Below are 15,074 nucleotides of genomic sequence, written 5' to 3' on the forward strand. Positions count from 1 at the left end.
ACCAACCACTAAATCAGAACAGCAAAGTAACCAGTGCCACCGTCACCACGATAACAAACAGGTCATAGGACGAAGTCCTATAATTAGAACTTATAACCCAACTCAATAGAAAAATGACGCCCTGGTTGGGTAAAGCGATCCAGTTCTTCAGCGCCTTGTTCAAAACCGCGAATATCTTGGAAATACCAGTATTTGGTATCGAACAGGTTATAAACCCCAGCGCGAATGGTCATGTCCTTCATTGGCGAAAAGTAGGTGGTAATGTCCATCACCGCATAGCCGGGGGCATTGGCAGGGGGGGCCGATTCATTGCTGTCACGACTTTCTAGCAGATCATAGGCCTTAGGTGGCTTCACGTCGTTTTCCCAGCCACGGTAGTCGGTACTGGCTGCCATGGTTAGGTTCATCGCCATGCCCCAGGTTTGTGCTTCGTTGTCGTAACCTAAGCCAAATACCGCTGACATAGGGGCAATGGAATGCAGCTCTTCACCGGTACGCTGATTGTTACCCTTAGAATAAGACACGCTTAGGCGTGAGTAACTGCCCTTAGGTAAGCCCACAGACTTGGCTAAATCGAGTTGGCCTTTAAATTCAGCCCCATAGATCTCAGCCTTGGCAATATTACGGTTAGTAAAAATGCCATTCGGGTAATCTGGATCGGTTCTATCAACGATCATTTCAATAAAGTTATGGTAATCGTTGTAGTAAGCAGACACTTCAAAGTGTGCCGCTGCTTGTTCATGGCGTAGACCAAACTCGTAGGTGCGGCTTTGCTCAGGCTTTAGCTCTGGGTTTGCTATCACTTCCCAGTCAGCCCCCTCAATGTTGTAGTACAGCTCGTTTAAATCTGGCGAGCGGAAACCTTCTGAATATTGGAAGAAGTTACTCCAGTTTTCATTGTAGTGATATACCCCGCCTAAACGGGTAGTAAAGGCATTACTGCGGTGATCTTTTAATTGGTTATTGCCTTTAGGGCGGGCAATATATTGGTCATAACGAACCCCAGCGGTCACCACTAAATCGTCATCTAAAAAGAACATGTTGTCCTGTAAAAATAGGGCGCGCTTTTCTGACTCTGCGGCAGGGGTTTCTGGATTCACCACATCGACGGTGCCACTGTCAAAGTCATGGTTTTTGTAATCTAAGTCGAAGCTTTTACGGATGTAGTTCGCCCCGTAAGTCAGCTGATGGCGACCATAGTCAAAGTTCAGTTCTTTATCGAGTTGTAATTCAAACTGCAGGCTAGAGTCATCACCATTACGCTCACGGTTGCGATTACCGAGTAGCTCAGTTTTATCATAGGAGTTGTGCTCACTGCGGCTGGCTTGGTAGGACAACTGCCAAAACAGCTTGTCGAACATGTCGCTATTGCTGTACCAGCGGTGGTTTAAGCCTACTCTAGCGCGGCTGTCGCGATCTTCACCGCGGGCGTTAGTATAGGTTAACCCTGGGAACCAGCTTTCCCCTTCTTTAGACAGCTGGGTAATGCTTAAATCTTTCCAGTGGAACTCATTGATCAAACCCAAACGGTGATCATCATTAATATGCCAATAGTTTTTAATTAAGAAATTATGGCTTCTAAAATGCAATGGATCCGCCTGGCCTCGGGCTGGGCCGTTAATGTCTTTGCCACTGGAATGGGTTTTGGTTTCATGGCCATTACGCAGGGTATAGATCATCAAACCTTCCCAGATGTCGGCGGATTTGGCTAATTCTAAGGTTTGCTTAAAGCCATTATTTACCCCTGAATAACCGGTTTTTAGGTTAATCGCATAATCTTGGCCTGCCTTGATCACATCTTGTGGATCTTTGGTTTTTAGCATCACCGTAGCGCCAAGGGCATCACTACCAAATAGACTAGAAGAAGGCCCTTTATTAACTTCCATGGCAGTGAGGGTGTCAATCTCATAGACATTGGCGCCTTTGTTCATCACATCGGCACCTGGGTTATAGGCATTCGGCTGCTCGACACCATCGACCATCAATTTAACCCGATTGCCTTCCATCCCACGAACATTAAAGTTACGGGTACCAAAGCGACCTCGGCCATTAGTCATCACCCCTGGCTCATACTTAACCGCATCAGCAAGGGTTTGTGCCATCTGCTTTTCGAGTTGCTGAGAATTAATTGCCGAGATACTGGCAGCAACATCACGCAAAGCTTGGTCACCACGGGTGCCCGTTACCACAATCACATCAAAGGCTTTTTTAGGTTCAGTTTGGTCTTGCTGCTCGGTGTTTTGTGCAAGCCCCCAAGGACTGGCAACGAATGCAGATAACATACTAAAAAGCCTAAACTTCATCATGGATAACCTAAAAAATAAATTGCTCAGAATAACAATAGCAGAGACAGCTAAATCTGAGATAAAGATAGCTCACTGTGTTTGAACTGGCCACAGTAGCAATTGATGTTATTTAAACAAGCAGTTAGGTGTAAAAATGAGGCCTTTGGTTTATGAGTTTACATAAGCTAATCCATAGCCAGATGATTAAAGTGCTGTGCCAGCTGTTTAAACTCTGCTTTGGCATCACCGACCGCATGCAACTGGAACAACTTAATCACTTTTTCGACCCCTTGGTAAACCCACGCCTGCTGGGGTTCTGAAGTATTGGCTTGAGATAACTTGTAGTTGAGCCAAAATGCCACCAGCATGCGACTGGTATCAGCAAGTTCAAATGCTTCGGTTTCATTTAACCTCAGCTTTTCTTGGCGCACTAAGTCCTTTACCATTTTAATGGCTCGTTCCACTAACTCATTTTGTAGGCTCTGGTATGCAACTTTAAGCTCATCATATTGGCTTAGCAGCTCAGTTAGGTTGAAGTATAAAAAGCGATAATCCCAAACCGCATGGAACATTAACTGAAAATCACTCCTTAAAGCGCCAATCTCATAATTCTTAGTCGACGGCGTTAAGAAATGTTGCTGCAGAGAATTTTGATAACCTTCAAAGATAGCCAGAATGATCTCTTGCTTATTAGAAAAATGATAGTAAAGATTACCTGGGCTCATTTCTAGGGCAGAGGCTATGTGATTGGTTGTTACATTTCGCTCGCCTAATTCATTAAACAATGCTAATGATTTTAAAATAATTTTATCTCGAGTCTTCACTTATCACTTTCCATGATGATTCTTTATGCAAAGCTATGTTAACATTAGCAACAAATGATACCAATAAAGCTTTACCCATGGCGCGGATAGTATACAGCACCCTCCTATTTATCTTAACTCCCTTGTTATTAGTGTATTTGCGGTCACGTTCTAAAAAAGACCACGCTTACAATAAGCGTAAATCAGAACGTTTTGGACTCAAAAAGCTTCAACAAACCGATTTACTGATTCATGCTGTTTCTATGGGGGAAGCTCAAGCAGCATTTAAGTTATTGGAAAAAATAAACCATCATTTTCCGCAGCTGTCAGTCACATTTACTTGTTCATCACCTACCGCATCAAGCTTGATCCAAAGTCAATTAGGTGACAAAGTTCAGCACTGTTACTTACCCTTTGATGTCAATTGGTGTGTTAAACGTTTTGTGAAACAAGTAAAACCGAAAGCTTGTATCATTATGGAAACTGAATTGTGGCCCAACTTGATCCATCAACTAAAAACAAATGGTTGTCATGTTGCCTTAGCCAATGGCCGCCTATCTGAGAAATCGTTTCATCAATATCAAAAGTTTTCCCGGTTAACCGCGAATATGCTGAAAAAAGTCGATTTACTATTGGTGCAAACTGACACTGAAGTAAAACGCTTTGTTAATTTAGGTGCAGACCCGCAAAAGTGCCATAGCTGTGGCAGCATTAAATTCGATATTAGCCCCAATAAACATCAAGCTGCGCTAACTAAAATTCTCAAGGCCAATTTAAATCGCCCTGTTTGGGTTGCAGGCAGTGTTCATCCGGGCGAGTTTAAATCTATGCTAAAAGCCCATAAAAAGCTTTTAGAAACTCAGCCCAACGTTTTATTAATTTTATGCCCTAGGCATCCAGAGGCTTTCTCAGAAGCACAGCTGGATATTATCGCCTCAGGTTTAACCTATACTAGCCGCTCAGTAACCGCGAAATTACCTAATGACGTAAATGTTATCCTTGGGGATAGCATGGGTGAGCTAATGGGATTTTATGGAATTGCCCAAGCTGCGTTTGTGGGAGGAAGCTTAATCAACAATGGTGGCCACAACCCTCTCGAACCGGCCGCTTTTGGGATCCCTGTCAGTGTTGGCCCATACCATCATGATTTTCTAGATATCGTTGAACAACTCGAGCAAACTGGTGGGCTTCAGGTATGTCCATATGTGGATAGTTTCGAACACTGGTTGTTATCAAACTTTGAAGACCAGCAACTAAGACAAAGCCGAGGCTTGCAAGCGATGGAAGTGGTTGCCCGTAATCAAGGCGCTAGCCAAAAGCAATTTGATGCTTTGTTACCGGCATTAACCACCGCTGCGGGCTAATCCCTTAAATAGATTGGTAACCCGCTAATAAGTGTTGCCAATCTGACTCTTGCCAGTGAAACAAAGGTAATTTGGCTTTTTGTTTGCGTAATGAACGCAAAAGTCTGTCTAAATTCGTTTGCTGCCAAGCCCCCGGTTTAGCTTTAAAGTGGCAGTTATCAAAATCGATTAAATATATCTGCTCACCATCGAATAAAATATTTTTAATATTTAAGTCACTATGAAAAACTAATTGTTGATGAAACTGAGCAATGGTTTTCCCCAACAAATGCCATGTCGAAGCCGCCACTGGTCCTTGCTCACACCAGGCTAACATATCTTGAGTATCGGCAATTCTCTTAATAATAATGTCACCTGTTACCCATAGGCCATTTCGAATACTCATCGCCGCCACAGGCTCAGGTACCGGTAAACCTAATTGGTACATTTGTTCTAGCATGGTAAATTCAGCCAGCGCACGAGAGCTCTCGAAACCTGTAAACAAGTACTTATCTTTACTGAATTTTTCCATTAAGCCACCACGATAGTAATGACGCAACACCCATTGCTGCTCTCCATGCTCGATAAAAAATGCCTGAGAACGCCCAGATGAATGGCCAACTACTTTGCCCTGTTGCTGCCAAAATTGTGGCTTAAACCAAGATTGATTCAATTGCACAGGTGCGAGTGTTGAACGTTTAATTTTAATAGCTTGCACTGGAATGTCTTTATTGCCTAAAGAGACTATTCTAACTAATTTCTTACTATTTTGTAGCCGTGGCATAAAAACTATTTAAATTCAGATGCCTTGATGGGTAAGTTTCATTAGCCTTTAGATGGCGGTTTATGGATAATAACCAACAAATTTCTGCAAGCTTTTATTATGAAAGAATCCATCTGCTTATTTAGGTTGTCAGCCATTGGTGATATTTGCCACGCTGCAGCTATGATCAAAGCGCTAAAAGCGAATAAACCCAATGCCAGTATTACTTGGATTATTGGCAAAATTGAATATCAACTCGTACGACATATTGAAGGGGTTGAGTTCATTATTTTTGATAAGAGCAGAGGTAACAAAGCTTATTTTGATTTATGGCGCACCCTAAAAGGCCGTAAATTTGATGCGCTGCTGCTTATGCAGGTGGCTTTACGTGCCAATATCGCCAGTTTAGGTATTCGCGCCAAGCGCAGAATTGGCTTTAATAAAGAGCTCGCCAAAGAAGGCCATTCTCTGGTGATTAATGAGACCATTGATAACCCAATCAAGCCCCACGTTCTCGATGGCTTTTTAGCCTTTGTAAGGCGACTTTGCCACAACCCTAATATTCAATTTGATGGCTGGGACTTGCCTATTCCAGAAGATAATCTGCTACAGGCTAAACAATTACTTAACTCAGAAAAACCCGCGCTAGTGATTTGTCCTGCTGCCAGCAAGGCTGAGCGTAATTGGTTGCCAGAGCGTTATGCGCAAGTTTGCGACCATGCCAGTGCCAACGGTTACCAAGTCTATATCTGTGGTGCCCCTACTGAACTTGAAAAGCAATTAGCGACAGACATCATCAGTCACTGCCAACAAAAGCCTGTCAATCTAGTAGGTAAAACGCCACTGCTAACGTTAATGGCTGTTTTAAAGCAAGCCAAAGCTGTGATTGCCCCAGATACCGGACCATTGCATATGGCGGTGACTCAGGGCACCAAAGCCATTGGCTTATATGCCCACTCAAACCCTGATAGAACTGGCCCCTATTTAAACCGAGAATTAACGGTCAGCGTATACCAGCAATGTATCGAACAACAAACCGGGCAGCCCCTAGCGGATATCCCGTGGGGCAAACGTGCTAAAGGCGAGCAGTTAATGGAATTAATCAGTTGTGAACAAGTGATCAATTCCATGGCCAAAATAACCAACTAAAATTAATAAATATTGCTATTGGAAGCCCCCATGTCTGAGCCTAAACGTTTCTTATTTGTGCCTGTATCATCCAAAGAAGGCATCGGCGAATATATGCGCTCGCTGATTATTGCTGATGCCATTAAACAACAGTGGCCAGATGCGCAAATCCAGTTTGTGCTATCACAGCAGGCCCCCTATGCCAGCACTTGCCCTTACCCAAGTCTAATTACCGAAAAGTCACCGACTAAGCATGTAAAAGAAGTTAATCAAATTGTCGATGCTTTTAAGCCTGATGCCGTCTTCTTTGATGCTTCTGGTCGTAAAGCTCAACTGAAGCATGCCTATTTAAGTGGTGCTAAGGTGATCTTTTTGTCTCAGCATAAGCGCAAACGAGCAAGAGGTATGAAGATCAGCCGAGCGAGGTATACCCATTTACACTGGGTAGTACAACCAGATTTTGTCATTGGTGATATTCACCCATTACAAAGGTTGAAACTAAAGCTGTTTGGCTTAAAAGAACCAACCAACATTGGTGCCGTATTTGCTCAGCCACAACCACAACAAACTCAAAAGTTACAACAAAAGCATGGCTTAGAATCTGGCAAATATCTGATTTTCAATGCTGGCAGTGGTGGTCATTTGGCGCCAGATGGCTCGTTAGCCGCTGATGTGTTTTATCAAGCCGCCAAACAAACCACCGCCCAAACAAAACACAAATGCGTGATGGTATTCGGCGCCAATTACCCTAATGAACTGCCCCAAAATGATGAAATCATTTGCATTAGTTCGTTGGATAACCAAAGCTTTATTAACCTTTTAAGTGACAGTGCCGGCGCAGTGTTAAGTGGCGGTGACACCTTCTTGCAGTCGGTGGCTTTAGGGGTGCCCACATTAGGAGTTAAAGTCGCCAAAGATCAAGGACCAAGGGTTGAGGCTGTTTGCCACCGCAGGTTATCCCGTGCCAGTTTATGCAATGCGGTTGAGATAGCTAAACAAACTGGAAATATGCTCGCTCAAAGCGACTCAAATGTGCGTAAATCCCAAAATGGATTGGACTTTGCTATGGCTGATTTAGTCACACTATTGGCAAACAAACAGCACAAGTAACCTATAGCTTTTATACTAGATATAATAAACTTGGCTATTAAGCAAACTTAACTATTAGCCGCACTATAATTTAGAAATTGGTTGCACAATTATTAGCATAGGCTACATCACATTCAAATTAATGAAGATGGGCAAATTGCTCTATTGGCGTTTTGTTACACATCTAGTCAAATATGTATTTAGGTAACGCATGGGTAGTTTTACTGTTAATTTATCAGAATTAGATAGACCTAGAAAACCTGGCATTAGTGGCATTATGCGCATTAAAAATGGGGAAGATTTTTTGGCGCTAACGATCGAGAAGCATCTGCCATATTATGATGAAATCATCGCCTGCTACAATGATTGCAGTGATAATACTGTTACTATTTTGAAGCGATTACAACATAAGTACCCTAATAAGGTAAAGGTCTTCCACTATGAGCCCAAGGTTTATCCGCTGTTTAGTGAGGAGCACGCCAGTGCTGACATGAGTGACATTCATAGCATGGCAAATTACTATAACTATGCTTTGTCTCAGGCTAATTATTGTGTGGCCACCAAATTAGATGATGACCATTACCCAGTAGAGGAAACGCTAGCGTCGTTGATCAACACCGTTCGTAAAGATATTGCAGAAGGAAAGCAGAAACTTTATACCTTTTCTGGCATTAATGTGGCTGATGACGACAATAAAACAATCGGCATCCCAATGCACGCCCCTATCGTAGGTACTGGTGATCACATGTATTTTCCTGTCTGCTCAAATATCTACTTTGAACAAGGACCTGAGTTTGAGCACTTTGTGTTTAAAGGGCGTAAACTTGAAAAGAAATATTATGGGCTTGCATATATTCACTTAAAGTTTCTTAAGAAAGACTTAGGTTACTTAAACCTTCCTATGGAGAAGCAACTCGCGTTTAAGCAAATGTTTATGGATGCGGGTGGCCTAGCTCGCTTCGATCGCCAGGGCATGCAAAAAGTTTTAGAGCACTTGAAGGGGGCGCACTGTCGTGCAGAGTTATTCTTGTATGATCTTTTATGCTTTAAAAAGCTTCTTTATCTGCTGTTCAAGAAAAACCCTCCCCTAAGAATCGAGAGAATTCAACGTTTCGAATCTGACTTTAATTCATTGGATATCAAAGCACTATTAGAAGATATGAGAGCTGGCTGACTACAAGGTCAGCCACCCTTTAAGCTTACTTTTAGCGATGTTTGCATCATTTTTGATATTTTCAAGTAGCTGCTTGTTATGTAAGCAAATAGTATTTAGCTTATCCTGATGAAGCTCTCCTTTTATAAAATCTTCAACTGATACATGCTGGTATCCATAATCATTAAAGTCACCTATATTTTTTGATAATGTAATAGGCACTACATTACACTCTATATACTCAATTAACTTTGTGGGGCAGGCTACATTATTAACGGCAATATCATCACGTAAAATGAACCCATAATGTGACAATTTAAGTTCATTAATCACTTGATTTTTAGATACGCTGGCAATGTTTACGTTATTTAAAGCTGCGATTTCAGGATAACGTTTTAAGAATTTTTTCTTTGAACGCTCAGGAAAGAACAGATTAAATTGGTAATTATTAAATTGTTCTAGTTGGCACGCCTTTAACAAAAGAATCGCCTCGCACATCATGGGGATATTTTGCCAAGCATGAAGTCCGCCAGCATAAGTAAAGGTTAAATGGTTATTTGTGTTGTCTGTCGTGGTATGTATTTCATCATCAAATATCGGCACAACAATACCTGCGGCAATATCAAAAGATGGATATTTTTTTTGATAATGTCTGAGCATATTATGAGTTACAGCAACAAAGTTTGTTACCTTCGTTAACGCATCGCTTTCATAAGCGGTAAAGGCTTTAGCTTTTGAGTTTTTTCCTGACAACTCAAACTCTTCTGGAACGATACCATGTAGATCCAGAATTGAGCGCTTTCCCTTAAGGTGATGTGAAACAAAACGATAATTAAATAAGGAGTGAATGTAGACCACATCTGCTTGTTGGATTAGTGACTTAATTTTAAAGTAGTGTACAAAAAAGTTGAGTTTGTACACCGTAACCCCTGGTTTCGGTCTATTCACCTGTTGATGTATATGCCTCTTATAGGAAATATCTAGATAAATCCTGTCAGTTGCAGCAGCCAATTCATCAATGGCATATATTCTTTGCATCATCCCTTCTCGGGAATTTTGCTCGTTAGGGTATTCAGCTATAAAAACGATCATAGCGAGGCCTCTTCTAGGATTGCATCAATAATACGCGTGCATGCATGCCCATCGCCATAAGGATTATGTGCAACACTCATCTTTTCATAATGGTTTGGATCATCGAGTAATTTACTGACCTCTTTGAATATACTATGTTGTGAGGTGCCTACTAGCTTGACGGTTCCTGCTTCTACAGCCTCTGGTCGCTCTGTTGTTTCCCTCATGACCAGAACGGGTTTGCCGAGCGAGGGAGCCTCTTCTTGAATACCGCCAGAATCCGTTAAAATAAGATATGAACGGTCCATTAAATAGACAAAAGGAAGGTAGTCTAAAGGTTCAATCAAGTGAATGTTGTCTTGTCTACTTAAATAAGTTTCAACGGGACCTTTAACATTGGGATTCAAATGCACGGGATATACAAATTCGACATTTTTATATTGCTGCGCTAACTGCAAGATGCCTTGGCAAATGTTTTTAAAACCATCACCAAAACTTTCTCTGCGGTGTCCGGTAATTAAAACGATTTTGTTGGCACTATTGAGAAATGAAAATTTTTGCTGGAGTGTGTCTCTAAGGCGTGGATCTTCAGTTATTTTACGTTTAGCCATTAACAAGGCGTCAATAACAGTATTTCCTGTCACAATAATGGATGAAGGCTCAATGCCTTCTCGGAGTAAATTAAGCTTTGAGGTCTCTGTGGGCGCAAAATGCAAGTTTGTAATGGCTGCTGTCAGCTTTCTATTGCCCTCTTCTGGCCAGGGAGAATAGATATTATTTGTTCTTAAACCAGCTTCAACGTGTACAACTTTAACTTGATTATAATATGCAGCTAACGATGCAGCAAACGTTGTAGCAGTGTCACCGTGAACAGCGACATAGTCGGGCTTAAAATCTTCGATAACGTCTTTGAGACCTAATAGTATTTTGGCGGTTATATCGTTAAGTCCTTGCCCAGATTTCATAATATTAAGGTCATAATCTGGGGTGATATCAAAAATAGATAATACCTGGTCTAACATTTCACGATGTTGTGCAGTTACGCACACCTTGCCTTCAATCTTGCTATTCGCAGTAATTGAAAGAACGAATGGTGCCATTTTAATGGCCTCTGGCCGAGTGCCGAAAACTGTTAAAACTTTCATAAAAACAATTTTTTACCTTAAAGTTGTGTGTGGTAAACCATCAAGAGTATCGCTTCAGTTCATGGTTTCTAATTTTTTTGTTTGATTGAATGCCAACGCCTGCGCAACCTATTGAGTGAGCGCATCCAACGGTATGGATGAAACGAAATAAGCTGCATTCCCTGAGCTTCAGCAGCAGCTGAGAGGGTGATCTCATTAATGATGGCATATAGTTTCATTCGCTTAAGCTGCTCACTAGCACCTGCGTTATACCAGCCCTTGTTCGCTGTCGGGAACATATAATCTTGTAAATGCTTAACCATCCCTTCACTGGAGTCTTTTAGATCGATCACTTTATTAGTCAAGGTGATATTTGAGTGCCAGTTATAATGGGGGATTTTATCAAATGGTAAAAGTTTTTTTATTTCTTTAGAGTTGCAGGAAAATAGATAGGAAGCCATCCAGCGCTTTACCTGCAGTCCCATCAATTGCTCATTATTCTTAAACTTCTTAATATCGCCGATAATTTGATTATTCTGTTGCTTATCAATGGCTCTGCTGATTAGCTCAACATTTATCCATGAAAATGGCCAGTGTTGACAAAAAGTATCATTTACAAAAATGACCTTATGGAACAAAGAAGGATCCTTGATACTGTCCCAACCTTCATCCCAAGCAGAAAATTCCCAGCCGTTATTTGTCCCTTTTATGACCTTAATTGATTGGCTTTGAAACGACAATGCCGCGCTGTATGCCTTATCATTATTAGCAACAATAACCAATTCAAAAGGTAATGCCAGCTTGTCCAAAATTTTACTGATCCAAGTAATCGCATCAGCAACATAATTAGGATAATAACAAACTAATACGGCAAGATTTTTTTTACTCATCTATAATCCGAGGCTGGTTTCAAAGTGAATGCCATGCTGATCTTTGGCGGATAGAAGTGGTGCCTCTTGTAAAGGCCACTCAACACCGATACTGGGGTCGTCCCACTTAATCGATACTTCTGCGTTCGGGTTATAGTAATCCGTACACTTATACACAAATTCTGCCTTATCACTTGTCACATAAAAGCCATGAGCAAAGCCCTCAGGCACCCATAGCTGGCGTTTATTTTCTTCTGATAAATACACCCCAACCCATTGACCAAAGGTGCTTGAGCCTTTGCGCATATCGACAGCAACATCAAATACTTCGCCGGATACCACACGCACTAATTTACCCTGAGTGTTTTCAGTTTGGTAATGAAGACCACGAAGAATACCCTTTGCTGACTTAGAATGATTGTCTTGCACAAAAGGGGTGGGTTTACCGGTAACCAGTTCCTCAAACTGTTTTTGATTCCATGTCTCCATAAAAAAGCCGCGCTCGTCACCAAACACGGTGGGTTCAATGATTTTCACATCGGCTATTTTGGTATCTATTACTTTCATTTAGCAATATTCCTTAATTTGCTCTAGCGCTAACTGCCAATCACTAGGGTTAATGGCAAACGTGGTCAATATCTTTTCGCAGTTTAAGCGGGAATTGGCTGGCCTTGGCGCAGGCAATGGATAAGCGGTTGCCGGTATTTCTTTTACCTTAGGAAGCGCCTTTAAAGCCCCGTGTTTGCCAGCAGCGTCAAAGATAGCGACTGCAAATTGATACCAACTGACATGGGGGCTACCTGAGAAATGATAGATACCCGATGGACAGCTTTGGTTAGTATGTACTTGTTTGGCAATATTAATTAGGGCCGCTGCAATATCACCTGCATAGGTTGGACCTCCATATTGGTCGCCAATAATGCCAAGCTCATCGCGGGATTGCCCCAGTTTCAGCATGGTTTTAACAAAGTTATTGCCATGCTCACAAAACACCCATGCCGTACGCAAGATAATATAGTTATCACAGTGTTCAATAACGGCTTGCTCACCGGCTAATTTACTTTGACCGTAAACCCCTTTAGGGTTCGGCGTATCGATTTCTTGGTAAGGTGCTGCTTTATCACCATCAAACACGTAATCGGTGGATATATGCAGCAGTATTGCACCTACTTTTTTAGCAGCCATAGCAAGATATTTAGGGCCCAGCTCATTAATGGCGTGTGCAAGTTCAGGTTCCGACTCAGCTTTATCCACTGCAGTATGAGCGGCAGCATTAATAATGATATCTGGTCGAAATGTGTCTACTGTGCTAATTACGGCTTCTTCATTTGTAATATTCAAAATATCAGAACCCGTACTTAAAGCCGTAATGTCTGCATGACTCTGTAATTGTTTCTGTAGGCTATAACCTACTTGGCCATTCGCTCCGGTAATTAATAATCTCACCTAGCTTCTCTCACTAAACGTTCTAAATACTGACCATACTCATTTTTCATCATTGGCTTAGCAATATGTAATAATTGCTCATCGGTTAGCCAACCATTTCGCCATGCAATTTCTTCTAAACAAGCCACCTTTAAACCTTGAACATTTTGAATAGTTTGTACAAAGTTTGATGCTTCATGCAAACTTTCATGGGTGCCGGTGTCTAGCCAAGCAAAGCCTCGCCCTAACAATTCCACATTTAAATTACCTTGCTTAAGATACATTTCGTTTAATGTGGTAATTTCGAGCTCACCACGCTCAGAGGGCTTAACCTGCTTTGCCATTTCTACGACATTGTTGTCATAGAAATAAAGGCCTGTAACAGCATAGTTAGATTTGGGCTGCAGTGGCTTTTCTTCAATCGATATTGCCTTCATGTTTTCATCAAACTCGACCACGCCGAAACGCTCTGGGTCATGTACTTGATAACCGAAGACCGTTGCCAGACCTTGTTCTGTTAACTCGTTTGCCCTTTTGAGTTGCTGTGAAAACGACTGGCCATAATAGATGTTATCCCCCAACACTAAACAGACGGAATCATCGCCAATAAATTCTTCGCCAATGATAAAAGCTTGAGCGAGACCATCGGGACTTGGCTGAACAGCATATTCAAAGTGAACCCCAAAATCCGAGCCATCACCGAGCAAGCGCTTAAATCCTGCTTGGTCTTCGGGGGTGGTGATGATTAAGATATCTTGTATACCCGCCAACATTAAAGTGGATATCGGGTAATACACCATGGGCTTATCATAGATAGGCAGCATCTGTTTTGATGTGCCACGGGTTAACGGGTATAAACGTGTGCCACTGCCGCCAGCAAGTACAATGCCTTTCATTATGCTTCCCCTTCTGCAATAGCACCTTCGATACCCAAACGCTCACGTTGGTAGCTACCATCTTGCACATTCTTGCACCACTGGGCGTTATCTAAATACCATTGAACGGTTTTTTCTAGCCCTGTTTCAAAGGTCTCTTCTGGTGCCCAACCCAACTCACGCTGCATTTTACTAGAATCAATCGCGTAACGGCGGTCGTGCCCTGGGCGGTCGGCAACAAAGGTGATTTGCTCATCGTACTTCGTTTCTTTGGGAACCAATCTATCCAATGTGGCGCAGATGGTTTTTACTACTTCGATGTTTTGTTTTTCATTATGGCCGCCAATATTGTAGGTTTCACCTACCTTGCCTTCCGTCACCACCTTGTACAAAGCCCGAGCATGATCTTCGACATACAGCCAATCACGGATTTGATCCCCTTTGCCATAGATAGGTAACTCTTTGCCTTCTAACGCATTTAGAATTACCAGCGGAATAAGCTTTTCAGGAAAGTGATAGGGCCCATAATTGTTTGAGCAATTGGTCACAATGGTCGGTAACCCGTAGGTTCGCAACCATGCCCGCACTAAGTGGTCACTGGATGCCTTAGACGCCGAATAAGGGCTCGAGGGTGCGTATGGGGTCGTTTCTAAGAACATTGGAAGGTTCTTTTTCTCACCACACGCTGAAGGCTCTTCATCTACCCATTCGTCGGGGTGAGGCAGGTCGCCATACACTTCATCGGTAGAAATATGGTGGAAGCGAAAGGCTTGCTGCGCGTCTGTATCTAGCTGATTCCAATAAGCGCGTGTCGCCTCTAGCAAGGTATATGTACCTACTACGTTGGTTTCAATAAAGGCGGCGGGGCCGGTAATTGAGCGATCAACATGACTTTCAGCCGCTAAATGCATGACAGCGTCGGGCTTATGAGCAGAAAACACTCTGTTAAGCTCTGAGCGGTCGCATATGTTAACTTGCTCAAATTGATAGCGCTCGCTGGTATCAATTGATGTCAGAGACTCTAAGTTTCCTGCATAGGTAAGACAATCAAGGTTAACAACACTGTCATTTGTGTTTTCAATAATATAACGAACAACAGCTGAGCCTATAAAACCTGCACCACCCGTAACTAAAATCTTCATAAAT

14 protein-coding genes are annotated in these 15,074 nt (G+C 42.2%); 4 read left to right on the top strand and 10 right to left on the bottom strand.

Annotation, left to right across the window (positions count from 1 at the left end; all coding sequences use genetic code 11):
- Nucleotides 1-83: 83 nt before the first annotated feature.
- Both GFB48_RS10845 and GFB48_RS10850 read right to left on the bottom strand, forming a co-directional pair.
- The gene (locus tag GFB48_RS10845) at nt 84-2,282 is read right to left on the bottom strand and encodes a TonB-dependent hemoglobin/transferrin/lactoferrin family receptor (protein ID WP_163935267.1); all 2,199 of its coding nucleotides are present in this window, start codon (nt 2,280-2,282) and stop codon (nt 84-86) included.
- 188 nt (nt 2,283-2,470) lie between these two features.
- Nucleotides 2,471-3,109, bottom strand: coding sequence for a TetR/AcrR family transcriptional regulator (locus GFB48_RS10850; protein ID WP_163935270.1), 639 nt, complete (start codon nt 3,107-3,109; stop codon nt 2,471-2,473).
- Nucleotides 3,110-3,186: 77 nt separating this feature from the next.
- On the opposite strand from GFB48_RS10850, the gene waaA reads away from it, so the two are divergent.
- Nucleotides 3,187-4,452 carry a lipid IV(A) 3-deoxy-D-manno-octulosonic acid transferase gene (gene waaA / locus GFB48_RS10855; RefSeq protein WP_163935273.1) on the top strand — a complete coding sequence of 422 codons (1,266 nt, stop codon included), beginning with the start codon at nt 3,187-3,189 and terminating at the stop codon, nt 4,450-4,452.
- A 4-nt stretch (nt 4,453-4,456) separates the two neighbouring features.
- On the opposite strand, the gene GFB48_RS10860 is transcribed toward waaA, so the two are convergent.
- Complete coding sequence (locus GFB48_RS10860) at nt 4,457-5,215, bottom strand: 3-deoxy-D-manno-octulosonic acid kinase (protein WP_163935277.1); 759 nt, start codon at nt 5,213-5,215, stop codon at nt 4,457-4,459.
- A 99-nt stretch (nt 5,216-5,314) separates the two neighbouring features.
- On the opposite strand from GFB48_RS10860, the gene GFB48_RS10865 reads away from it, so the two are divergent.
- The 3 genes from GFB48_RS10865 (at nt 5,315) to GFB48_RS10875 (ending at nt 8,585) form a co-directional block, all read left to right on the top strand.
- Nucleotides 5,315-6,343 (top strand): glycosyltransferase family 9 protein, encoded by a 1,029-nt coding sequence (locus GFB48_RS10865; protein WP_163935280.1) that lies wholly within the window; start codon nt 5,315-5,317, stop codon nt 6,341-6,343.
- A gap of 30 nt (nt 6,344-6,373) precedes the next feature.
- The gene (locus tag GFB48_RS10870; RefSeq protein WP_163935283.1) at nt 6,374-7,432 is read left to right on the top strand and encodes a glycosyltransferase family 9 protein; all 1,059 of its coding nucleotides are present in this window, start codon (nt 6,374-6,376) and stop codon (nt 7,430-7,432) included.
- 190 nt (nt 7,433-7,622) lie between these two features.
- Nucleotides 7,623-8,585 (top strand): hypothetical protein, encoded by a 963-nt coding sequence (locus GFB48_RS10875; RefSeq protein ID WP_163935286.1) that lies wholly within the window; start codon nt 7,623-7,625, stop codon nt 8,583-8,585.
- Here the strand turns inward: GFB48_RS10875 and GFB48_RS10880 are convergent, their stop codons facing one another.
- The 7 genes from GFB48_RS10880 to rfbB form a co-directional block, all read right to left on the bottom strand.
- Nucleotides 8,586-9,656, bottom strand: a complete 1,071-nt coding sequence (locus GFB48_RS10880) for a glycosyltransferase family 4 protein (protein ID WP_163935289.1) — start codon at nt 9,654-9,656, stop codon at nt 8,586-8,588.
- Nucleotides 9,653-10,780 (bottom strand): non-hydrolyzing UDP-N-acetylglucosamine 2-epimerase, encoded by a 1,128-nt coding sequence (gene wecB, locus GFB48_RS10885; protein ID WP_205597721.1) that lies wholly within the window; start codon nt 10,778-10,780, stop codon nt 9,653-9,655. Before wecB ends, GFB48_RS10880 begins: the two co-directional genes overlap by 4 nt.
- A 68-nt stretch (nt 10,781-10,848) precedes the next feature.
- Nucleotides 10,849-11,649 carry a hypothetical protein gene (locus tag GFB48_RS10890; RefSeq protein WP_163935292.1) on the bottom strand — a complete coding sequence of 267 codons (801 nt, stop codon included), beginning with the start codon at nt 11,647-11,649 and terminating at the stop codon, nt 10,849-10,851.
- Nucleotides 11,650-12,195: a dTDP-4-dehydrorhamnose 3,5-epimerase gene (gene rfbC / locus GFB48_RS10895; protein ID WP_163935295.1), complete on the bottom strand. Its 546-nt coding sequence runs from the start codon at nt 12,193-12,195 to the stop codon at nt 11,650-11,652.
- Nucleotides 12,196-13,074 carry a dTDP-4-dehydrorhamnose reductase gene (gene rfbD / locus GFB48_RS10900; protein ID WP_163935298.1) on the bottom strand — a complete coding sequence of 293 codons (879 nt, stop codon included), beginning with the start codon at nt 13,072-13,074 and terminating at the stop codon, nt 12,196-12,198.
- Complete coding sequence (rfbA, locus tag GFB48_RS10905; RefSeq protein ID WP_163935301.1) at nt 13,071-13,949, bottom strand: glucose-1-phosphate thymidylyltransferase RfbA; 879 nt, start codon at nt 13,947-13,949, stop codon at nt 13,071-13,073. Before rfbA ends, rfbD begins: the two co-directional genes overlap by 4 nt.
- On the bottom strand, nt 13,949-15,070 hold the full coding sequence (gene rfbB / locus GFB48_RS10910) for a dTDP-glucose 4,6-dehydratase (protein WP_163935303.1): 1,122 nt from the start codon (nt 15,068-15,070) through the stop codon (nt 13,949-13,951). Before rfbB ends, rfbA begins: the two co-directional genes overlap by 1 nt.
- Nucleotides 15,071-15,074: the final 4 nt, after the last annotated feature.

Origin of the sequence: Paraferrimonas sp. SM1919, from assembly GCF_010993985.1 — a bacterium.
GTDB lineage: Bacteria > Pseudomonadota > Gammaproteobacteria > Enterobacterales > Shewanellaceae > SM1919.

Bases quoted from the DNA above. Each gene is read 5' to 3' on its own strand.
- rfbA (WP_163935301.1), bottom strand. From the start codon at position 13,949: ATGAAAGGCATTGTACTTGCTGGCGGCAGTGGCACACGTTTATACCCG.
- rfbC (WP_163935295.1), bottom strand. From the start codon at position 12,195: ATGAAAGTAATAGATACCAAAATAGCCGATGTGAAAATCATTGAACCC.
- GFB48_RS10845 (WP_163935267.1), bottom strand. From the start codon at position 2,282: ATGTTATCTGCATTCGTTGCCAGTCCTTGGGGGCTTGCACAAAACACC.
- GFB48_RS10875 (WP_163935286.1), top strand. From the start codon at position 7,623: ATGGGTAGTTTTACTGTTAATTTATCAGAATTAGATAGACCTAGAAAA.
- GFB48_RS10870 (WP_163935283.1), top strand. From the start codon at position 6,374: ATGTCTGAGCCTAAACGTTTCTTATTTGTGCCTGTATCATCCAAAGAA.
- wecB (WP_205597721.1), bottom strand. From the start codon at position 10,780: ATGAAAGTTTTAACAGTTTTCGGCACTCGGCCAGAGGCCATTAAAATG.
- GFB48_RS10880 (WP_163935289.1), bottom strand. From the start codon at position 9,656: ATGATCGTTTTTATAGCTGAATACCCTAACGAGCAAAATTCCCGAGAA.
- rfbB (WP_163935303.1), bottom strand. From the start codon at position 15,070: ATGAAGATTTTAGTTACGGGTGGTGCAGGTTTTATAGGCTCAGCTGTT.
- waaA (WP_163935273.1), top strand. From the start codon at position 3,187: ATGGCGCGGATAGTATACAGCACCCTCCTATTTATCTTAACTCCCTTG.
- GFB48_RS10865 (WP_163935280.1), top strand. From the start codon at position 5,315: ATGAAAGAATCCATCTGCTTATTTAGGTTGTCAGCCATTGGTGATATT.
- GFB48_RS10860 (WP_163935277.1), bottom strand. From the start codon at position 5,215: ATGCCACGGCTACAAAATAGTAAGAAATTAGTTAGAATAGTCTCTTTA.
- GFB48_RS10890 (WP_163935292.1), bottom strand. From the start codon at position 11,649: ATGAGTAAAAAAAATCTTGCCGTATTAGTTTGTTATTATCCTAATTAT.